At 35.7% G+C, this 23,600-nt stretch carries 11 protein-coding genes; 2 read left to right on the top strand and 9 right to left on the bottom strand.

Features of this window, described 5'->3' with window-relative positions:
• Window positions 1-170: 170 nt before the first annotated feature.
• From R9X47_RS09055 to R9X47_RS09080, 6 genes are all read right to left on the bottom strand, one after another.
• Window positions 171-5,147, bottom strand: coding sequence for an Ig-like domain-containing protein (locus R9X47_RS09055; RefSeq protein ID WP_432666478.1), 4,977 nt, complete (start codon window positions 5,145-5,147; stop codon window positions 171-173).
• A gap of 141 nt (window positions 5,148-5,288) precedes the next feature.
• Entirely contained in the window at window positions 5,289-11,723 is a 6,435-nt protein-coding gene (locus R9X47_RS09060) for a cadherin-like beta sandwich domain-containing protein (protein ID WP_432666479.1), read from the bottom strand.
• A gap of 193 nt (window positions 11,724-11,916) precedes the next feature.
• Window positions 11,917-16,491: a leucine-rich repeat protein gene (locus R9X47_RS09065; RefSeq protein WP_432666480.1), complete on the bottom strand. Its 4,575-nt coding sequence runs from the start codon at window positions 16,489-16,491 to the stop codon at window positions 11,917-11,919.
• Window positions 16,492-16,622: 131 nt separating this feature from the next.
• The gene (locus R9X47_RS09070) at window positions 16,623-18,224 is read right to left on the bottom strand and encodes a sensor histidine kinase (protein WP_432666481.1); all 1,602 of its coding nucleotides are present in this window, start codon (window positions 18,222-18,224) and stop codon (window positions 16,623-16,625) included.
• Window positions 18,221-18,895 (bottom strand): response regulator transcription factor, encoded by a 675-nt coding sequence (locus R9X47_RS09075; protein ID WP_432666482.1) that lies wholly within the window; start codon window positions 18,893-18,895, stop codon window positions 18,221-18,223. Before R9X47_RS09075 ends, R9X47_RS09070 begins: the two co-directional genes overlap by 4 nt.
• A gap of 270 nt (window positions 18,896-19,165) precedes the next feature.
• Window positions 19,166-20,053, bottom strand: coding sequence for a sensor histidine kinase (locus R9X47_RS09080; protein WP_432666483.1), 888 nt, complete (start codon window positions 20,051-20,053; stop codon window positions 19,166-19,168).
• A gap of 542 nt (window positions 20,054-20,595) precedes the next feature.
• Here R9X47_RS09080 and R9X47_RS09085 point away from each other — a divergent pair.
• Complete coding sequence (locus tag R9X47_RS09085) at window positions 20,596-21,066, top strand: hypothetical protein (RefSeq protein WP_432666484.1); 471 nt, start codon at window positions 20,596-20,598, stop codon at window positions 21,064-21,066.
• 71 nt (window positions 21,067-21,137) lie between these two features.
• Here the strand turns inward: R9X47_RS09085 and R9X47_RS09090 are convergent, their stop codons facing one another.
• Entirely contained in the window at window positions 21,138-21,263 is a 126-nt protein-coding gene (locus R9X47_RS09090; RefSeq protein ID WP_432666485.1) for a hypothetical protein, read from the bottom strand.
• An 88-nt stretch (window positions 21,264-21,351) separates the two neighbouring features.
• On the opposite strand from R9X47_RS09090, the gene R9X47_RS09095 reads away from it, so the two are divergent.
• A complete protein-coding gene (locus tag R9X47_RS09095) occupies window positions 21,352-21,591 on the top strand; it encodes a hypothetical protein (protein ID WP_432666486.1) in 240 nt (79 codons plus the stop codon).
• Between the two features lie 183 nt (window positions 21,592-21,774).
• Here R9X47_RS09095 and R9X47_RS09100 read toward each other — a convergent pair whose 3' ends face one another.
• A complete protein-coding gene (locus tag R9X47_RS09100) occupies window positions 21,775-22,788 on the bottom strand; it encodes an acyltransferase family protein (protein WP_432666487.1) in 1,014 nt (337 codons plus the stop codon).
• A gap of 316 nt (window positions 22,789-23,104) precedes the next feature.
• A complete protein-coding gene (locus R9X47_RS09105; protein WP_432666488.1) occupies window positions 23,105-23,353 on the bottom strand; it encodes a hypothetical protein in 249 nt (82 codons plus the stop codon).
• Between the last annotated feature and the right edge of the window lie 247 nt (window positions 23,354-23,600).

A 23,600-nucleotide genomic window follows, 5' to 3' on the forward strand; every position in this document is an offset into this window, starting at 1 on the left:
ATTAAGCTACATAATAAATTCAAGGGCATTATGATTATGGATTTAAAAAGCTTTTGTTATTTCTATAAATAAACTCCTCCCACTATACAAAAAAGCCATGCAACTTTAGGTGATATCTACCCTAAAGTGCATGGTTTTTAATATAACTTGATTCCCTTTGTAATTAAGAATTAATCTTCAATGGTAAACTCTAATCTTATTGGATCCTTTAATGAAACTCCTTTTTCATTTTTTAGTTCCCTTCCCATTATTAGATAGTATTTCTTTCCCGGTTCATAATCAGCTATAGGTTTCATCTTTAAGGATTTACTTTCTTGTTCATATTCCAATTCTATTTCTATTCTATATCCGTCTTCATCTACTACAGTTACATAGTCATCCCCTACTACAACTGTTTCTTCATCTAATGAAAAATTGAATTTTACGTCCCATATCTTGTCTTTAGGCTGCTCTGTATCTTTGTGCTCATCCCAATCGCTGTATTCTTCACTGTATATCATTTCTTTTCCATCAAGCCTAGTTTGATATTCTTCTCTTGCGTATTCATCTTCCCTATCATCTATTACTGACTGTATGAAATCTACTTCCGATGAATCCTCCATCATTTCAAAGGCCTTTTCTGTGATCTGCTTTAGTAGTGATTCTTTTTCTTCTTCATCTAAATCACTAATATCTTCGTATATTCCCTTTAAGGCTTCTATGTCCTCTGCCTCTTCTATATCTTGCTCTACTTCACTTAATTCTCTATTTACGGTTATTATATAGGTCTTTTTGTAATAACTATTTTCTGCTGTAACTTTTACTTTTAAAATATTTTTTCCTGGATTTAGGGTAATTGTCTTTGATGAGCTGTCGGATACCATCTCACCATTTATTTCCATTTTTGATCTATAGTCATATACTACTGCCGATAATTTAATAGTATCTATTTCACTTGTTACATTTGCTTCATAATTATACGTTGATAAACTAAATGTAGGGCTTAGGTTTATTCCTTCTAGTCTTAAACTCCTTAAGTATGCATTTGTTGATGGTGTATATGGTGTATAGCTTTTTCTTGTTACTGTTACTATGGTCTGAGCTGTATTCCCACCCTCAGCTGTTACAGTTATGATAGCATTACCAGATGAAACTCCTGTTACTAATCCTGATGAATCCACTGTTGCTACCGCTTCATTTGAACTTGTCCATATAACACCTTGGTTATCTGCATCACTAGGCTCCACTGTCTCCGTCAGTTGAACTGTATCATTACTTGTATCTCCATCACCTAAAATTAACGCTGTATTTGTTATATCTAGTGATACGCCTGTTACTCTTTGCTCTACTGTGATTTCACTGGTATCTATATATCCTCCATCATCGGTTATTACTGTAATGGTAGCTGTTCCTGCCCTTAATGCTGTAACGAGTCCAGTCGTATCAACCGTTGCAATTGTCTCATCGGATGAGCTCCAAGTAATGTTTGGGTTAGCGGCATCACTTGGTTCTACCGTCGCTGTGAGCTGTACTGTGTCATTACTTGTATCTCCATCATCAAGGATTAAAGTTCCACTTGCTATGTCTAATGATACACTCGTTACACCTTGCGCTACTGTGATTTCACAGGTATCTGTATATCCTCCATCATCGGTTGTTACTGTAATGGTAGCTGTTCCTATCTTAACTGCTGTCACCAGACCTGTCGAATTCACCGTTGCTATTGCTGTATCCGATGAACTCCATGTCATACCTTGCTCATCTGCATCACTTGGTTCTATCATCGCTATCAATTGTAAAGTGTCCTTTGCACCTAGACCCAAGGTTGCATTTCTTATATCTAGTGATACGCCTGTTACTTTTTGCTCTACTGTGATTTCACAAGTATCTGTATACCCTCCATCATCGGTTGTTACTGTGATGGTAGCTGTTCCTGCCCTTAATGCTGTAACAAGTCCAGTCGTATCAACCGTTGCAATTGTCTCATCGGATGAGCTCCAATTAATGTTTGGGTTAGCGGCATCACTTGGTTCTACCGTCGCTGTGAGCTGTACTGTGTCATTACTTGTATCTCCATCATCAAGGATTAAAGTTCCACTTGCTATGTCTAATGATACACCCGTTACAGCAATCACATTATATTGGGTTATCAAATATGCATATGCTGTATCACTACTGCCTGACCAAGTACTTGGCAAGGTATAGCCATAGCTTTCTGCCCCTGATAAATCTTCATAGCTCAGTACGACATGAGTTGATGTTGTTGGGGACGGACTAATATTATTATGCCTTAGGAACACAACTGCATCGCCGCTGAATTCTATGCTTCCATCTTCGCCATTCGGTCCTGCCCCAATATCATTACTACTCTCATAACCTGCTTCTGCATATACTTCTCCTCCAGAAATTCGAATAGTCCCACCGGCTCTATCTAGACCACCACCAATTCCTGCTCCATTTATTATACTAGGATCCCCCAAGGCATATCCACCACCCCAGGATTCAACTCTTCCTCCTGTAATCTCTACGATACCGCCATTTCCTTTGAAACCGCCACCGATGCCGGCTGCACCGCTTCCTCCCATGGCAGTGATTGTTCCACCCGAGATATAGATTTCTCCGCCATCGCCGTCCTCTCCACCACCAAGACCAGCTCCGCTACCATTTCCATTTGCTGTAACGATTCCTCCTGTGATGTTGATAATGCCATTATTTCCATTCAGTCCTCCACCAATACAGGCTCCTGCGGACTCTGATAAAACTGTAATTTCTCCACTTGTAATATTGATAGTACCAGAGTCTTCTGATCTATTTCCTCCTATTCCGGCTCCATACCACGTTACTGTTACATCTAATGTTCCTGTACCCGATATGGTAAGCTCTGTATCTGCACCTACATTGATACCTGCATGATCTTCATCTGATATGATTGTGTTATCTCCTGCCAAAGTCAGGTTATTTCCTGTTCCTGTAAATGTTAGTACAGCATATGAATTCTCCATTGCCGACAAGTCAATATTAATCCCTTCTATTGTCAGATTTACACCTGCTACCGTACTGAGGATTTCCATATAGTTCAATGCTTCCCCATCGGTTTGGGTTATGGTAAAATCTTGTGTCGTTGCCAGCTCTACTGTATATGCAAAAGGTAGTGTGCTTAAATCAAAACTGTTTCCATAGCTTGATATATATTCATCGTCTATGGTTTTTGTTGGGGGCGGACTAATATTATTATGCCTTAGGACCACAACTGCATCGCCGCTGAATTCTATGCTTCCATCTTCGCCATTCGGTCCTGCTCCAATATCATTACTACTCTCATAACCTGCTTCTGCATATACTTCTCCTCCAGAAATTCGAATAGTCCCACCGGCTCCATTTAGACCACCACCAATTCCTGCTCCATTTATTATACTAGGATCCCCCATGGCATATCCACCACCACAGGATTCAACTCTTCCTCCTGTAATCTCTACGATACCTCCATTTCCTCTGAAACCGCCACCGATGCCGGCTGCACCGCTTCCTCCCATGGCAGTGATTGTTCCACCCGAGATATAGATTTCTCCGCCATCACCGTCCTCTCCACCACCAAGACCAGCTCCGCTACCATTTCCATTTGCTGTAACGATTCCTCCTGTGATGTTGATAATGCCATTATCTCCATTCTTTCCTCCACCAATACAGGCTCCTGCGGACTCTGATAAAACTGTAATTTCTCCACTTGTAATATTGATAGTACCAGAGTCTTCTGATCTATTTCCTCCTATTCCGGCTCCATACCACGTTACTGTTACATCTAATGTTCCTGTACCCGATATGGTAAGCTCTGTATCTGCACCTACATTGATACCTGCATGATCTTCATCTGATATGATTGTGTTATCTCCTGCCAAAGTCAGGTTATTTCCTGTTCCTGTAAATGCTAGTACAGCATATGCATTCTCCATTGCCGACAAGTCAATATTAATCCCATCTATTGTTAGGTTTACACCTGCTACCGTACTGAGGATTTCCATATAGTTCAATGCTTCCCCATCGGTTTGGGTTATGGTAAAATCTTGTGTCGTTGCCAGCTCTACTGTATATGCAAAAGGTAGTGTGCTTAAATCAAAACTGTTTCCATAGCTTGATATATATTCATCGTCTATGGTTTTTGTTGGGGGCGGACTAATATTATTATGCCTTAGGACCACAACTGCATCGCCGCTGAATTCTATGCTTCCATCTTCGCCATTCGGTCCTGCTCCAATATCATTACTACTCTCATAACCTGCTTCTGCATATACTTCTCCTCCAGAAATTCGAATAGTCCCACCGGCTCCATTTAGACCACCACCAATTCCTGCTCCATTTATTATACTAGGGTCCCCCAAGGCATATCCACCACCCCAGGATTCAACTCTTCCTCCTGTAATCTCTACGATACCGCCATTTCCTTTGAAACCGCCACCGATGCCGGCTGCACCGCTTCCTCCCATGGCAGTGATTGTTCCACCCGAGATATAGATTTCTCCGCCATCGCCGTCCTCTCCACCACCAAGACCAGCTCCGCTACCATTTCCATTTGCTGTAACGATTCCTCCTGTGATGTTGATAATGCCATTATTTCCATTCAGTCCTCCACCAATACAGGCTCCTGCGGACTCTGATAAAACTGTAATTTCTCCACTTGTAATATTGATAGTACCAGAGTCTTCTGATCTATTTCCTCCTATTCCGGCTCCATACCACGTTACTGTTACATCTAATGTTCCTGTACCCGATATGGTAAGCTCTGTATCTGCACCTACATTGATACCTGCATGATCTTCATCTGATATGATTGTGTTATCTCCTGCCAAAGTCAGGTTATTTCCTGTTCCTGTAAATGTTAGTACAGCATATGAATTCTCCATTGCCGACAAGTCAATATTAATCCCTTCTATTGTCAGATTTACACCTGCTACTGAGCAATCAATTTGAAAGTTTGACAATGCAGTTGAATTAGACTGAGTTAAGGTTACAGCATCTGTTGTTGAAATAGTTATAATTGAGTCATCTCCATAATCAGATAGATTATAAGTTCCACCAGATGAAATATCTATATTCTCAGCTAAAGCTACACCTGTGACTGCAAATATCATAATACATGTAATGACTATTATTTTTAAAAATCTTCTCACCACAATCTCACCTCTTTTTATTTAGTATCTTTCTATACTATCTATGTTTTGTGATAGTTTTGTGAAGGAAAAAACTGTAGAGAAAATATTTTCTCTACAGTCCTTCGATTTTAATCTAACTCATACTTTTTCTGTTCTTCAAAATTAATTATCAGTTTCAATGACAAACTCTAACCTTATTGGTTCCTTTAATAAAACTCCTTCTTCATTTCTTAATTCCGTTCCCAATATTAGATAGTATTTTTTTCCCGGCTCATAATCAGCTATAGGCTTTATCTTTAATGTTTTACTTTCTTTTTCATACTCCAATTCTATTTCTATTCTATATCCGTCTTCATCTACTACCGTTATATAGTCGTCTCCAGCTACTATTGTTTCTTCATCTAATGTAAAATTGAATTTAACATTCCACACCTTATTTATAGGCTGCTCTGTCTCTTTATGTTCATCCCAATCGTTGTATTCTTCGCCGTATATCATTTCTTTTCCACCGAGCCTAATCTCATATTCTTCTTTTATTTCTCCTTCTTTCATATCATCTATTACTGATTGTATGAAGTCTATTTCAGATAAGTCCTCCATCATTTCAAAGGCTTTTTCTGTGATCTGTTTCAGTAGAGATTGCTTTTCTTCTTCACCTAAATCATTAATATCTTCGTATATTTCCTTTAAGGCTTCTATGTCCTCTGCTTCTTCTATAGCTTGCTCTACTTCACTTAATTCTTTATTTACGGTTATTGTATAGGTCTTTTTGTAATAACTTTTTTCTGCTGTGACTTTTACTTTTATGATATTTTTTCCTGGATTCAGGTCAATTGTCTTTGATGCGCTGTCGGATACCGCCTCACCATTTATTTCCATTTTAGATTTATAGTCATATACTACTGCCGATATTTTAATAGTATCTATTTCACTTGTTACATTTGCTTCATAATTATACGTTGATAAACTAAATGTAGGGCTTAGGTTTATTCCTTCCAGTCTTAAACTCCTTAAGTATGCATTTGTTGATGGTGTATATGGTACATAACTAGCTCTTGTTACTTTTACTATGGTCTGAGTCGTACTACCATCTTCAGCAGTAACTACAATATTTATTTCATTGTCTCCTACGTTTAGTGATATATTTTCCGACTTACCACTTGTCACGTCCTTTCCTTCCACCGTTACCGTTGCTTTACTGTCATTGACTGTCGGGGTTATATCTACGCTGGTTGTGCTATAAGTTACACTTGCAGAGTATTCTGTTGTAGCACTGTCAAATACAGGACTTAGTGAACCTGAACTTATGCTTAAATCACTGAGTGTAGCATCATTACCTGCATCTCTATTTACGGTTATTGTATATGTTTCGATACTTGCATCCTCTGCCGTTACTTCTACTGTTATTGTATTCTCTCCTACACTTAGCGGTACATTTACTGTATCTCCACTCGCCACTGTATCTCCTTCCACTGTTATTGTTGCATTACTGTGGTTGGCTGTCAGGCTTATATCTATGCTACTTATATCATTGCTTACTTCTACCGTATAATCCCTCGTATTACTATCAAATACAGGGCTTAGGGATCCTGAACTAATGGTTAAGTTACTTAATGTTGTATCATTACTACTTGCTCTCGTCACTCTTATTATAGTTTCATCTGTCGTACTGCCATCCTCCGCTGTAACCACAACATTGATTTCATTCGTCCCTACACTTAGCGGTACATTTACTGTATCTCCACTCGCCACTGTATCTCCTTCCACTGTTATTGTTGCACTACTGTGGTTGGCTGTCGGTCTTATATCCATGCTGCTTATATCATTGTTTACTTCTACCGTATAATCCCTCGTATTACTATCAAATACAGGGCTTAGGGATCCTGAACTAATGGTTAAGTTACTTAATGTTGTATCATTACTACTTGCTCTCGTCACTCTTATTATAGTTTCATCTGTCGTACTGCCATCCTCCGCTGTAACCACAACATTGATTTCATTCGTCCCTACACTTAGCGGTACATTTACTGTATCTCCACTCGCCACTGTATCTCCTTCCACTGTTATTGTTGCACTACTGTGGTTGGCTGTCGGTCTTATATCCATGCTGCTTATATCATTGTTTACTTCTACCGTATAATCCCTCGTATTACTATCAAATACAGGGCTTAGGGATCCTGAACTAATGGTTAAGTTACTTAATGTTGTATCATTACTACTTGCTCTCGTCACCCTTATTATGGTTTCATCTGTCGTACTGCCATCCTCCGCTGTAACCACAACATTGATTTCATTCGACCCTACACTTAGGGCTACATTTACTGTATCTCCACTTGCCACGGTATCTCCTTCCACTGTTATTATTGCATTACTGTGGTTGGCTGTCGGGCTTATGTCTATGCTGCTTATATCATTGCTTACTTCTACAGTATAATCCCTCGTATCACTATCAAATACAGGGCTTAGGGATCCTGAACTAATGGTTAAGTTACTTAATGTTGTATCATTACTACTTGCTCTCGTCACCCTTATTATGGTTTCATCTGTCGTACTGCCATCCTCCGCTGTAACCACAACATTGATTTCATTCGACCCTACACTTAGGGCTACATTTACTGTATCTCCACTTGCCACGGTATCTCCTTCCACTGTTATTATTGCATTACTGTGGTTGGCTGTCGGGCTTATGTCTATGCTGCTTATATCATTGCTTACTTCTACCGTATAATCCCTCGTATCACTATCAAATACAGGGCTTAGGGATCCTGAACTAATGGTTAAATTACTTAATGTTGCATCATCGCTTACTTCATATAATGTCCATCCATACCAGAGATCAGTATCTACATCATAACCGGCAGAGTCATTTCTGTAGTTATCTACTACCGGCACTTTTATTGTCCGTGTATCAGGGCAATTAAAAAAAGCATTTGTTCCTACCGATGGTGGCGTTTCTCCCAAAGTAAGATTTGCAAGTGCAGTACATCCATAAAATGTGTATGACTCAATTGTCTCAATCATAGGTAAGTCTATGCTTTCAAGGCTTACACAATCTATAAATGCTCCATTACTATGAGATCCTCCTTCAATCGTTACAACTTTAGGTAAATCTACACTTGTAAGACTACTACAGCCTTCAAATGTACCTTGTTCAATTACAGAAACATTAGGAGCACTTATACTGATGAGTGATTCACAATCTTTGAAGGCGCCACTTCCAATTGTCTCAGCATTAGGTAAATCTACATTTGTAAGTCCAGTTTTCTTAAACGCATCGTAACCAATACTAGTGACTAATGGTATGTTTATAGTTTCGAGATTCTCACAATCATCAAAGGCATACGCTGCTATGCTATCTACCATTGGCAAATCTAATTCTACAAGTGCTTGACAATAGTAAAATGCTTCTTCTCCAATACTTTCAACCACGGGTATGCTTATGCTACTAAGGTTCAGGCAGTCATAAAACCCTCCATATTCAATGGTTTTAACCTGAGGTAGATTTACATTAATTAGTGATGTACACCCATAAAATGCTTCTTCTCCTATATTATTTGCTGAAGAAATTATTACTTCTTGAAGTTTACTCATACTCTCTAAGGCTCCATCAGGTACAGTATTATCATCCATCAAGGAGTCCGTTCCACTATCTACTTTTGCATTACCACTTATCTCTAAAGTTTCTAGGTTAGTAAGCTCACTTTTTATCCACTCAAAATCCGTAGCATTTACTATACCATCTGTAATAGTTAACGCTGTAATGTCTTCAGGCGTACCGTAGGCAGCTGTTACTGCACTACCTAGATCGCCTGATGTAAAACTATCAATCGTTACAGTTTGCCCCTCCGTTCTTGTTACATTTACTATTGTTTCGCTATTATTACTATTATCACTAGACGTAACAACTATATTAATTTCGTTTATACCTATACTAAGGTCTATCTCTACTGGATCTCCACTTGTTACTGTATTTCCTTCCACTGTTACTGTGGCGTTATCGTGATTAGTTGTTGGCGTAATTGTTATTTTCTCTGTGGGATAGGATACAGTTACAGAGTATTCTGTTGTAGTACTAATAAAATCAGGCGATAAGTCTCCATCACTTACGCTTAAACTACTTAATGTTGCATCATCGCTTACTTCATATAATATCCATCCATACCAGAGATCAGTATCTACATCATAACCGGCAGAGTCATTTCTGTAGTTATCTACTACCGGCACTTTTATTGTCCGTGTATCAGGGCAATTAAAAAAAGCATTTGTTCCTACCGATGGTGGCGTTTCTCCCAAAGTAAGATTTGCAAGTGCAGTACATCCATAAAATGTGTATGACTCAATTGTCTCAATCATAGGTAAGTCTATGCTTTCAAGGCTTACACAATCTATAAATGCTCCATTACTATGAGATCCTCCTTCAATCGTTACAACTTTAGGTAAATCTACACTTGTAAGACTACTACAGCCTTCAAATGTACCTTGTTCAATTACAGAAACATTAGGAGCACTTATACTGATGAGTGATTCACAATCTTTGAAGGCGCCACTTCCAATTGTCTCAGCATTAGGTAAATCTACATTTGTAAGTCCAGTTTTCTTAAACGCATCGTAACCAATACTAGTGACTAATGGTATGTTTATAGTTTCGAGATTCTCACAATCATCAAAGGCATACGCTGCTATGCTATCTACCATTGGCAAATCTAATTCTACAAGTGCTTGACAATAGTAAAATGCTTCTTCTCCAATACTTTCAACCACGGGTATGCTTATGCTACTAAGGTTCAGGCAGTCATAAAACCCTCCATATTCAATGGTTTTAACCTGAGGTAGATTTACATTAATTAGTGATGTACACCCATAAAATGCTTCTTCTCCTATATTATTTGCTGAAGAAATTATTACTTCTTGAAGTTTACTCATACTCTCTAAGGCTCCATCAGGTACAGTATTATCATCCATCAAGGAGTCCGTTCCACTATCTACTTTTGCATTACCACTTATCTCTAAAGTTTCTAGGTTAGTAAGCTCACTTTTTATCCACTCAAAATCCGTAGCATTTACTATACCATCTGTAATAGTTAACGCTGTAATGTCTTCAGGCGTACCGTAGGCAGCTGTTACTGCACTACCTAGATCGCCTGATGTAAAACTATCAATCGTTACAGTTTGCCCCTCCGTTCTTGTTACATTTACTATTGTTTCGCTATTATTACTATTATCACTAGACGTAACAACTATATTAATTTCGTTTATACCTATACTAAGGTCTATCTCTACTGGATCTCCACTTGTTACTGTATTTCCTTCCACTGTTACTGTGGCGTTATCGTGATTAGTTGTTGGCGTAATTGTTATTTTCTCTGTGGGATAGGATACAGTTACAGAGTATTCTGTTGTAGTACTAATAAAATCAGGCGATAAGTCTCCATCACTTACGCTTAAACTACTTAATGTTGCATCATCGCTTACTTCATATAATATCCATCCATACCAGAGATCAGTATCTACATCATAACCGGCAGAGTCATTTCTGTAGTTATCTACTACCGGCACTTTTATTGTCCGTGTATCAGGGCAATTAAAAAAAGCATTTGTTCCTACCGATGGTGGCGTTTCTCCCAAAGTAAGATTTGCAAGTGCAGTACATCCATAAAATGTGTATGACTCAATTGTCTCAATCATAGGTAAGTCTATGCTTTCAAGGCTTACACAATCTATAAATGCTCCATTACTATGAGATCCTCCTTCAATCGTTACAACTTTAGGTAAATCTACACTTGTAAGACTACTACAGCCTTCAAATGTACCTTGTTCAATTACAGAAACATTAGGAGCACTTATACTGATGAGTGATTCACAATCTTTGAAGGCGCCACTTCCAATTGTCTCAGCATTAGGTAAATCTACATTTGTAAGTCCAGTTTTCTTAAACGCATCGTAACCAATACTAGTGACTAATGGTATGTTTATAGTTTCGAGATTCTCACAATCATCAAAGGCATACGCTGCTATGCTATCTACCATTGGCAAATCTAATTCTACAAGTGCTTGACAATAGTAAAATGCTTCTTCTCCAATACTTTCAACCACGGGTATGCTTATGCTACTAAGGTTCAGGCAGTCATAAAACCCTCCATATTCAATGGTTTTAACCTGAGGTAGATTTACATTAATTAGTGATGTACACCCATAAAATGCTTCTTCTCCTATATTATTTGCTGAAGAAATTATTACTTCTTGAAGTTTACTCATACTCTCTAAGGCTCCATCAGGTACAGTATTATCATCCATCAAGGAGTCCGTTCCACTATCTACTTTTGCATTACCACTTATCTCTAAAGTTTCTAGGTTAGTAAGCTCACTTTTTATCCACTCAAAATCCGTAGCATTAACTATACCATCTGTAATAGTTAATGATGTAATGTCTTCAGGCGTACCGTAGGCAGCTGTTACTGCACTACCTAGATCGCCTGATGTAAAACTATCAATCGTTACATCATAAATTGTATCACCGTCAGCAAGCACAGTATGGTAAAAAAACACAGACACAAGAACCAATACTATCAATGGCCCTAAAAGTCGTTTTATTTTCATTTAAAGTCCCCCCATTCTCTTTTATATAAAGCAGCTATATAAAACTACTATTTTATCTCTAATTTAAATTTTAATTATCTTATGTGACAGTTTTGTGATTAAATAGAAAATGAATGTATTAATCCATAAAATAACCCCCCTTTAGAAATTCTAAGTGGGGGGTATCTTACTTTATCTTATTTGTAGTTCATAATTAGTCATTAGTACTAAACTCTAGCCTTATTGGATCCTTTAATGAAACTCCTTCTTCATTTCTTATTTCTGTCCCCAATATTAAGTAATATTTCTTTCCCGGTTCATAATCAGCTACAGGCTTTATCTTTAATTCTTTTGATTCTTTTTCATATTCCAATTCTATTTCTATTCTATACCCATCTTTATCTACTACCGCTATATAGTTGTCTCCAGCTACTATTGTTTCTTCATCTATTGTAAAATTGAATTTAACATTCCATACCTTGTTTATAGGCTGCTCTGTCTCTTTATGTTCGTCCCAATCGCTGTATTCTTCGCCGTATATCATTTCTTTTCCACCGAGCCTAGTCTCATATTCTTCTTTTATTTCTCCTTCTTTCATATCATCTATTACTGATTGTATGAAGTCTATTTCAGATAAGTCCTCCATCATTTCAAAGGCTTTTTCTGTGATCTGTTTCAGTAGAGATTGCTTTTCTTCTTCTTCAAAAGCACTAATGTTTTCGTATATTTCCTTTAGGCTATCTATATCCTCTGCTTCTCCTATGTTTTCCTCTATCTCACTTGCCTCTCTATTAACTGTTATTGTATAGGTCTTTTTGTAATAGCTATTTTCTGCTGTAACTGTTACTGTTATGACATTTTTTCCTGGATTTAGAGAAATTGTCTTCGATGCACTGTCAGATACTGACTGACCATTTATTTGCATTTTTGCCCTATAGTCATATACCGATGCCGATAATTTAGTACTCTTTATTTCACTTGTTACATTCGCTTCATAATTATATGTGGATAAGCTAAATGTAGGGCTTAGGTTTATTCCATCCAGTCTCAAACTCCTTAAGTATGCATTTGTTGATGGTGTATATGGTACATAACTAGCTCTTGTTACTTTTACTATGGTCTGAGCCATACTACCATCTTCAGCAGTAACTACAATATTTATTTCATTGGTTCCCGTGTTTAGTGATATATTTACTGCTTCTCCACTTCTTGTTTCGCTCCCTTCAACCGTTACCGTTGCCTTGCCATGATTAGTTGTAGGAGTTATATTTATACTGTTTATTCCATAGCTTACATTTGCAGAGTAGTCTGTGGTAGCACTATTGAATGCAGGGTTTAATGAGCCAGAGTTAATGGTTAAGTTGCTGAGTATAGCATCATTACTTATTTCATATATGGTCAATCCATGCCACTTATCATCTGTTTCGTCTCCGTCACTTGTATCGGCTTTATAGTCAGACCCACTTCCCATTGGTACCTTTACTGTAGGTGAGTCAGAACTGATATAAGAAAAGGTATTATTTCCTACCGTAGGAACTGTTTCTCCTAAAGTAATACTATTTAGTGAGGTGCAATCGGCAAATACAGAGTCACCTAAAGAGGTTACTACAGGAAGATTCACACTCGTAAGTTTGGTAGATTCCAAAAATGCCCTGTTACCAATCGTTTCAGCCTTAGGTAGCTCTATATTTACAAGTGAATTATTATCTTGAAATGCTTGTTCACCGAGTACTTTAACCATAGGTAAATCCACACTAATTAGATTTCTACAAAATTGAAAAACATCATCTCCAATAGTTTCAACTTTTGGAGCACTTATGCTTGTGAATGATTCACAATCACTAAATGCTCCACTTTGAATAATTATGGCTTCAGGTAAATCTATACTTATTAGTCCAGATTCAGAAAATACACGCTCCCCTATAGTGATCACCTCCGGTAAGTCTATACTCTCAAGGCTATCACAGTTTGAAAATGCTGACTCTCCTATAGTTGTTACTTCTGGTAAATCTACACTCTCAAGATCCTCACAGGACTCAAAGGCATTACTCCCAATAGTGGTAGCAGAAGAAATCGTTACCTCTTTAAGTCCAATCATTCCAGAAAAAACATCTTCTGGTACAGTATTATCAGGTGTGTCTACAGGTGAGTCTGATGTACTGTGTACCTTAGCATTTCCGCTTATCTCTAAGACTTCAATACCAGAAAGCCCATCCACAATCCATTCAAAATCTTCAGAGTTAACCACCCCTTCTGTGATGATTAATGAGTTAATATTATCAAGTGTACTATAGGCAGCAGTCACTGCACTCTCTAAGTCACCAGAATCAAAGCTCTCTATAGTTACAGATTGTGCCTCTGATCTCGTTACTGTTATTATATATTCTTCAGTGGTGCTTCCGTCTTCAGCAGTTACTATGATATTAATTACGTTTTCACCAGTACTGAGACCTACATATACTGAACTTCCACTACTTACTTCATTACCTTCTACAGTTATTGTTGTATTACTATCGCTAGCTTCAGGTCTAATTCCTATGGTTTCTGTGGGATAGGTCACAGCAGCTGTGTAGTTTTTTACAGTGCTTTCAAAGAGTTGATCTATATTCACTGGGTTAGTTTCTAGATTCGCTAGCGTTGCATCATTACTAATTTCATATACATTCCATCCATACCATAGTTCATCACCTGTATTTCCATCACTTGCGCTTTTATAATCAGGTCCCTTACCAGCTGGCACTTTTATTGTCCGTGGATCAGCACAATTTACAAATGAATTTGTTGCTGCCGTTGGTGGATTTTCTCCTAAAGTAAGAATTTCAAGTTGGTCACAATCATAAAATGCGTTGGGCTCGATTGTCGTAACCATAGGCAAGTCTATACTTTCAAGTGCCTCACAATTCGTAAATGCTCCATCTCTCGCCAATCCTCCACCAATTGTTACAGCGTTAGGCAAGTCTAGACTTGTGAGACTTGTACAGTCTTTGAATGTACTCTCTTCAACAATCGTAACTTTAGGAGCACTTATGCTGATAAGTGAGTCACACCTTGCAAAAGCTCCTTCTCCAATAGTCATGGCGTTAGGTAAATCCACATTTAAAAGCCCAGTATAACTAAAAGCATAATCGCCTATATTAGTAGCTAATGGTAATTTTATTGTTTCGAGATTTCTACAACCATCAAAAGCTACATCCCCTATACTATCTATCACTGGTAAGTCCAATTCTACAAGTGCATCACAACTATAAAATGCTTCCTCTCCAATAGTTTCAACCAAGGGTATACTTATGCTATTGAGCTCTTCACACTCAGAAAAACCTGCATATTCAATGTTTGTAACCTTAGGCAGATTTACACTGATCAGTGATGTACATTGGTAAAATGCTTCCTCTCCAATAGTAGTTGCAGAAGAAATTGTTACTTCCTTAAGCGTATTCATACTCTCTAAAGCTCCACCAGGTACAGTATTATCATCCATAAATGAATCCGTTCCACTATCTACTTTAGCATTACCACTTAGCTCTAAAGTCTCAAGGTTAGAAAGATTATTTTTAATCCATTCAAAATCATTAGCATTAACTATCCCTCCTGTGATAGTTAATGATGTAATATCTTCAGGAGTACCGTGAATAGTAGTTACTGCACTACCTAAATCACTAGAAGTAAAGCTATCTATGGTTACGGACTGTGCTTCTGTCCTTGTTACAGCTATTATTGTTTCACTAATAGTAGCATCGTCACTAGCTGTAACAACAATGCTAATTTCATTTATACCTATACTAAGATCTACTTCTACTGACTCCCCACTGGTCACTGTATTTCCTTCCACTGTTAATGTTGCATAACTGTGATTAGTTGTAGGTGTAATTGTTATTTTCTCTGTAGGATAGGATACAGTTACATAGTATTCCGTTGTGGTGCTGGTAAAGTCAGGTTCTAAGACTTCATCACTTACAGTTATGCTACTTAGTGTTGCATCATCACTTATTTCATATATACTCCATCCATACCATTCTTCATCGCCTGTATTACCATCATCTGCGCTTTTATAATCAGTTTCGCTATTTTGTGGTATTATTATAGTTCGAGGATTAGGACAACCCGAAAATGCATCGCTCCCTACAGTGGGAGCACCGCTTCCTAAATAAAGGGTAGATATATTACTGCTAGTAAAAGCATCTTCACCGATGCTTTCAAGCTTCGGTAAGTTTATACTTTCAAGAGTATAACTGCTAAAAAAAGCACCTTTACCAATACTTGTAACCTCTGATAATTCAACGTCAGTAAGTACGCTACACTCACTGAATGCATAGTTACCAATTGTAGTAGCATTTGGCAAAGATATAGTTTCTAGACTATCGCAACTATTAAAAGCATTATTACTAATAGAAGTAGCAGAAGAAATTGTTACTTCCTTAAGTGTACTCATATTAAATAAAGCTGATCCTGGTACAGTATTATCTGGTGTCTCTACAGGTGTATCTGATGTACTATGTACTTTAGCATTACCACTTATCTCTAGAGTTTCTAGGTCGGTAAGATTATCTTTAATCCATTCAAAATCCGTAGCATTAACTGTACCCTCAGTAATAGTTAATGTTTCAATCCCTGCTGGTACCAAAATTGCGTTTATATCAGTTACTGCTGTCTCTAACTCGCCTGATGTAAAACTATCAATCGTTATATCTCTAAGTGAATTATCAGCGCTGTTAGCTAGTGTAATGTGGTGAAAAGCTACAATCACAAGAACAAATACTATCAATGATCGTAAAAATCCTTTTGTTTTCATATAACCCCTCCTATTCCTTTGTTAGATATTTTAATTTTGCCTTCCTTATGTGATGGTTTTGTGAAGAAATAGAAAAATATATTAATCCATAAAATACCCCCCTTTAGAAATTCTAAAGGGGGGTAAAGTTGTTATTTTATCAATAAACATTCTTCACTAATCCTATTCAGTTCAAACCAAAACTCTACACAAGATTCCTTGTTTCTTACACCATATATTCCCTGATGCTGATCCATAATTGATTTTACTATTGAAAGCCCGAGACCCGTACCACCATATTCTCTAGATCGAGCCTTATCAACTTTATAGAAGCTATCCCAAATATTTTTCAAGTCTTCCTCTGGAATATTTTTTCCTGAATTTATGACAGAAACCCTGACCTTTTCATCTACTAATGCTGTTCTTATCTCGATATATTTCCGTTCATCTACATGATTTATTGCATTACTCAAGTAATTACTTATAACCTGCTCTATTTTTAGGGAGTCCGCACTGATGAAATACTCTTCACCAATACTAATCTTCACTTCGATCCCCTTCTCCTTAAGGATATGATCAAATTTTTCAACAACAATATTTATTAAAACTGATATATTAAAAATTGATTCATCTAATTCAAAGGTCTCAGACTCTAAATCAGATAGATTTAATAGCTGACCTACCATTTTGTCCATCTTTTCGGCCTCATCTATCAAAATATCATAATATCGATTTCTCTTTGCCTCATTATTTGCAACGTTATATTTAAGTCCTTCTACATAGCCCCTTGTTATACCTATAGGACTTTTCAGTTCATGTGAAACACTCGATATAAACCTTTTTCTCATTTCATCTATTTCTTTTTTTCTCTCTATGTCTTCCTTTAACTTATAATTTGCTTCCCTCAAGTCATCCATAGCCCCATGTAACTCTTCAGATATTAAATTGATACTATCTCCAAGTATGCCTATTTCATCCTTCGTCTTCACCTTATACTTCTTAGAAAAGTCAAGCTTTGAAATACTCCTTGCAATCTGGCTTAACTCTATTATAGGTTTTGTCAATTGCTTTGAGAAGAAGAATACAAATATACTTCCAAGTAAAATGCTTATTGTTCCAACACTCAATAGAAATTCGTTTGCAATTTTTATATTATCGTCATTTATATGGATAGGTTTTCTTAAAACCAAAAAATCCCCCCTATCCAATTCCTTAATAAATATAATCTCTGTTATACGATATTTGTGAGGATCCTTGGCATAAATATTTATCCCCTGACTAGGATCGAGGATAACATCATTAATAGTGTTATTATAGTTCTTTCTTGATGGATACACGTTAATAACTTCATAAAGGTAATTCTTTTTGATCTCATTTATATTTTTGCGCATAAAAAGCCTAATCAATTCCATTATAGGTCCTGTACGTTCTCCAGTAAGTCCTGTACTTTCTCCAATAGGTCCTGTACGTTCTCGTGATTTTGAATCATATTTAATTGTCAATGTTTCTTTATCTATAATCATACTTCTTATAAATTTAGGTCCTAATATGTCCCCAAAAGTACTTCTTAATGATTCAGATTCACCTAAGTACACTTCATTAATACGCTCATAGGCATCATAAAAAATACTTTCACTTCTATAAACAAAGTATTTATCATAAAATTTTATATTTATAAAGGTGGAGAAATAAACAAAAAAGACAAGAAATAATGTAAAATAGAGAAATACTTTTACCCTTACAGATTTAATCACTTTTCCATCTCCATCCTATATCCCAAACCTCTTACAGTTTTGATTAGTTTGCCATACTCATCTAACTTCGATCTTAAATTCTTTATGTGGGTATCGATAGTACGTGTATCACCGAAATAATCATAGCCCCATACAGCATTTAGTATCTGTTCTCTACTCAAAACACTTTTAATATTTTTTACAAGATACAGTAGTAGCTTGTACTCCTTGTGAGTTAGGTCAATAGTATTTTCATTTACTGAAACTGTTTTACACGATTGATCTATAATAATACCCTCTATTTGGATAGTTTTCTTATTTTCTCTTATCACTCTTCTAAGTAAGACCTTTACTCTAGCCATAAAGACTTTGTAAACAAATGGCTTTGAAATATATTCATCGGCTCCCAATCCCAGTCCATGAATTTCATTATTTTCATCACCGAGTGCCGTCAACATAAGAATAGGAACATCAGAGTTCTTTCTAATCTCCTTACACACTTCCCATCCATCAAGTTTAGGCATCATAACATCTAATATAACTAAATCGATACCAGTTGTAGAAAAGAACAACTCAATTGCTTCACTTCCGTCTTTGCCAACTATTACTTCATATCCTTCATTTTCTAGGAAGTCTGATAATAACTCTCTATACTTTAATTCATCATCGGCTATAAGTACTTTTATATTCATAATTCTTTATTCCTTCCTTAATTTAGGGGTTCTTATAGAAACTTGTCTATATAAAATTATATATGAAATATTATAATTTTACAAAACTAATGTATGCACCTGTAGCCTTTTCCACTGGTTACAAATTTCCAAACTTTTCGAATCAAAAAAAATCATGTAAGCTTAGTAGTATCTACCCAAAATACATGACTTTTAATATGGCTTTATTTTCTTTGTTAACTCTAGCTTTATTTAGCCCTTTAGCAAAATTTCTTTATTGCTTGTAACTGACTATTTCACATTAATTATATTAAATTCAAACCAAAATTCTACACCAGTTTCCCTATTTATTACACCATATTTGGCTAGATGCTGTTCCATAATTGACTTTACTATCGAAAGTCCGAGTCCTGTACCTTTATACACCCCATAGCGGACTTCATCATTTTTATAGAAGCTATCCCAAATGCCTTCTAATTCTCTCTCTGGAATATTTCTTCCTGAATTAATAACGGAAACCCTGACTTTTTCACCTACTAGTTGTGTTCTTATTTCAATATCATTGAGCTCATCCACATGATTTATTGCATCGATCAAGAAATTGCTTATAGCCTGTTCTATCTTTAGGTAATCAGCTTTAATTAAATAATTTCCATCAATAATAGTTTTTACTTTAATATCTTTCTCTTTAAAAGAAAAAGCGAATTTCTCAACAACCCTTCTTATCAAAACCGATATATTTAAAATTGATTTTTCTAATCCAAAGACTTCCGACTCTAAGTTAGATATACTTAATAATTGTCTCACCATTTTATCCATTTTATCGGCTTCATCAATCAATATTTCATAATATAGATTTCTTTTCTCCTCATTCTTTGCAATATTGTATTTAAGTCCCTCTGCATAACCCTTTGTTATACCAATAGAACTTTTTAACTCAATAAAAATATTTGTTATAAAATTTTTTCTAGTTTCATCTCTTTGTTTTTTTCCTTCAATCTCTTCATTTGGCTTAACATTTTCTTCTAATAAGTCATCCTTGGTTCTGCGGAGCTCTTCAGTATAACTCGACTCTAGTTTACTCTCAGCTATCATTTTTCGAGAGAAAAAGATAGAAATACTTCTATATATAATAGATCTTACTCTAGTACAGAGAAACTTTATTTTATGAGATTTCATCCTTTTTCACCTCTTTAACTTCCTTCATAGTGCAACGATCAACATCTAACCCGAATTATTCATGAAAAGTTTGAAAGGGTGCAAGTAATTTTGGATTCTAAGACTTTCATCAAGTTCGAAGGCATACCCAAACGGTATGTTGAGAATTTGATGGAGGTCTTAGAATCAAAAGGACGTAGCAGAATTTTGAATTTTTCATGAATAATTCGGGTCTAATTCTTCTCTAAAGCTTTCACTACTTAATATTTTATATCTTAAGTAATTGAAGTAGATTTTCGTGCTCCTATATTAATTCAATTATGCACTAACTTTGTGATATGTTTGTGAAGTTCCAAAATAATTTGCTAAACTATAAAATAACTTCCTTTTCTAAATACAGACTCGAAAGTATAGTAATTAAGAAGGTACATTAACTATTTTATTTTTTTCATAAAGATATTAAAAATATATTTTTCTTCACAAAACCATCACAATTGAAAATTATTATAAAGATGTATTTACGTAGATGCAAAATAAAATTTCAATATCAAGGAGTGATTTTTATGAAAAATGGCATGAAATTAAAAAAAATATTGGTAGTTTCTCTTATTCTAGCTATTTGTGTATCTATTTTTCCAACTAGTGCTTTTGCAGCAAGTTCAACAGATTCTTCATTTGATGAGTCATATAAAATTGAGAAGAAAGTGAGAATTAAGATTTTTGGCAAAAAGACGAGAGTGAAGCTTAAGTTTGGAACAATTAGAGTAAAGGGAACTTACAATACTGAAGATGCTGATAACACTGTAGCCGATATAAAAATCTATTTCAAAGGTAAACTTATAACAGAAGGTGAAGTAGACCAGAGCGGCGCGTCAATAGGACGTGGTTTTTATGTTACAGTTAAAGGATTCAGGTTCCGAGTTACACCTTGTGTAAAATACTACCCTTCTCACGGTTCCTTTGGATTTACCGCAAATGTTGAAGGTAATGGCGTAGACTTCGACATTCCTCTTATCACTTTTGGTCAAGTCTAGACAAGCTGCATACAATCCCCTTAAAGGGCTAATAAAATGATAGAAATACATATGGAAAATCCGGCTACAGGTTATATACCTGTAGCCTTTTCTATTATGAAGTATCTCTTATTCCATCCACTAGCATCTCCTATTTGCTTATATTTTTCTGAGTCTATCACAACTCCATCACATTCCCATGCTAAAATATATCCCATAACAAATCACGTCACTCTAGATACTATAATGATGAAATAATGAAAATATTAATTGAAGTCAAAATAAATTAAAACGGAGGTTAAAAGCATGTACGAAATTCAAATCGATTCAGAAAAAATGGAGTTAAGAATGATTGTCTCTGGCTCCCTTGATAATAAGGAGGTAGCTGAGCTTTTTGATCAGGTAGAAAAAGAAATTCAAAATATTGATATTAGTAAATTTGCTTTGATTCTCGATGCAAAAAAACATAAGCCTTCATCAACGAATTCAATGTCTTTACAGGAAAAGGCTATTAAGCTTCTTAGTTTGTATAGAATTTTAGTGTAATATATTGCACCAATGTTTTACATAATATGAACACTCTATAATTGTATAAAAAGACCCATCAAAAAGTATGATGAACTAATTTTCCCACTATTTGATGGACTTTTTTATAGGGATAAATGTACCGTATATAAACTTCTGATTAAGATTTGGAGCCTACTTCCTTTATTACTTTTTCCGAATAATTTAGATTTTAGGAATCAATCGGCTTATAGGTGTGTATTTTAATAGCATGTGAGTTAATAAAAGAACAATAAGTCCTATCAGAACCGCTACAAAATCATTTTGCTCGTTAGCTCCTATTAGTAACATGCTCCATCCATATATAACCCATTGAATAATATATACATTTGTAACATTTTCACTCCAATAAAACAATGCCTTTGAAATCATATTTTCCTTCATTATGGCTATCTTATTTACAAGGAATTCACTAACTAATAACCATAAAAAAACGAAACTTATAATAATAAAACTTGCTCCAAATCCGTATCTGGAATAGTCAGATGCAGGAAAAAGATCTAGTGTAAGTAAACCAGCGACACCTAATGCTATTCCCCATACTAATAAAAACCTTTTTGCTTTACTAGCTAATGATGGATGCAATAGATGTGGGCTTAAGTACATTCCTAGCATTGGATATATACACCATGGAAAGAATGGAAAGGCTACATCTCCGCCTGTACCCCATAGAGGTGCAAAGATAAAGTTTCCACCAAATTTTCCCCATAGATATGGAGAAACCAATAATGTTACAACGATTAATATCGGGAAAACAAATTTATTCTTTGCATATTTTCTTAAAAATGCTGCCATCATAAATGAAAGACCTGCAAGTTGTAAAATATCCACACCGAAAAACATGGAAATAGCCCCAGGTTCTCCTGCTATTAGCATAGGTAGTGAAAAACGCAGTAAATTTAATGCATATCCCAATCCAAAAAGCTTAACCCCTCTTATAAAGACGTCTCTAGAACTTTTTTTCGATTTCATTATGAAAAGCCCCATAATGAACATAAAAACTGGAGCTGCTGGTGCAGTTCCTAAAAGAATAAAAATATTTCCAATAATCGTCTTACCTTCTCCACCGGTTTTTTCATGTACAATCATGGCATGTTGCATGATCATGAAAAATATCGCTAATCCTCGCATAAAGTCTAAGTAATAGATACGACTAGATTCCTTAACATCCTTTTTCATGATAGATCCCTCCTAAAACTTTTTTAGATTTTGAATACCCTAATAAATCTAAATTTCCTATGCTTTGTCCTTCTCACATTGTGTATTTTCTTTTCAAATCTTTATCACTTATGTCTTTTGTAATATATTTCAAACTGATTATACACCTTAGGTCTGACCTAAGGTCAATACTTAAAATGAAAATTATATAAAGAAAATTTCTTCTCCTTATAAATAAAAGAGGCGCAAAAAAATACAATTCGATATATGAACATTATCGAATTGCTTCTTAAGCTTTTTTATTATATTGTAAGTCTTAAATACATTATTAACTTTTTTAAAAAGTATCCATTAGTGCATTAACAATTTCACCAGTATTATATCCAGCATAACTCAGCACATAGTAACTTATCAGATACGCTATAACTTCATCGGATTTATTATAGGCTCTCTTTATGCCTTTCGCCACATCTTCAGCTGTGTGCTCTTCAGCCTTAACTACCTTTGCTACACCCTCGGCAGTTGCTCCAAAGATAGATTTGAGTTCTTCTGCTACTTCTTCTAAAGCTTTTTCTAAATAAACCATTCCTTTTGTTTACCCCCTTTATCGATGTCCCATCATATTATAGTTCTTTTCATACCATTTCTATCCACATGTCAGTTTTATTTACAGGGAATTTTTACTATTATTTTACCATTACAATGTGATGATACTGTGATAAAAGTTTATTATTTTCTATTTAAGATTTTTATATTCCATTTTTGTATATGAGCTTTTGTTACAAAAAAAGAAACATACGTACCCCTGTTTTAGTAACCATTTATAAAAAGAT

It is taken from the genome of Wukongibacter baidiensis (assembly GCF_050888315.1).
Taxonomy (GTDB): Bacteria; Bacillota; Clostridia; order Peptostreptococcales; family Caminicellaceae; genus Wukongibacter; species Wukongibacter baidiensis.

Coding starts and splice junctions, on each gene's coding strand:
- R9X47_RS09060 (WP_432666479.1), bottom strand. CDS start 11,723: ATGAAAATAAAACGACTTTTAGGGCCATTGATAGTATTGGTTCTTGTG.
- R9X47_RS09065 (WP_432666480.1), bottom strand. CDS start 16,491: ATGAAAACAAAAGGATTTTTACGATCATTGATAGTATTTGTTCTTGTG.
- R9X47_RS09075 (WP_432666482.1), bottom strand. CDS start 18,895: ATGAATATAAAAGTACTTATAGCCGATGATGAATTAAAGTATAGAGAG.
- R9X47_RS09080 (WP_432666483.1), bottom strand. CDS start 20,053: ATGAAATCTCATAAAATAAAGTTTCTCTGTACTAGAGTAAGATCTATT.
- R9X47_RS09085 (WP_432666484.1), top strand. CDS start 20,596: ATGAAAAATGGCATGAAATTAAAAAAAATATTGGTAGTTTCTCTTATT.
- R9X47_RS09090 (WP_432666485.1), bottom strand. CDS start 21,263: ATGGGATATATTTTAGCATGGGAATGTGATGGAGTTGTGATAGACTCA.
- R9X47_RS09095 (WP_432666486.1), top strand. CDS start 21,352: ATGTACGAAATTCAAATCGATTCAGAAAAAATGGAGTTAAGAATGATT.
- R9X47_RS09100 (WP_432666487.1), bottom strand. CDS start 22,788: ATGAAAAAGGATGTTAAGGAATCTAGTCGTATCTATTACTTAGACTTT.
- R9X47_RS09105 (WP_432666488.1), bottom strand. CDS start 23,353: ATGGTTTATTTAGAAAAAGCTTTAGAAGAAGTAGCAGAAGAACTCAAA.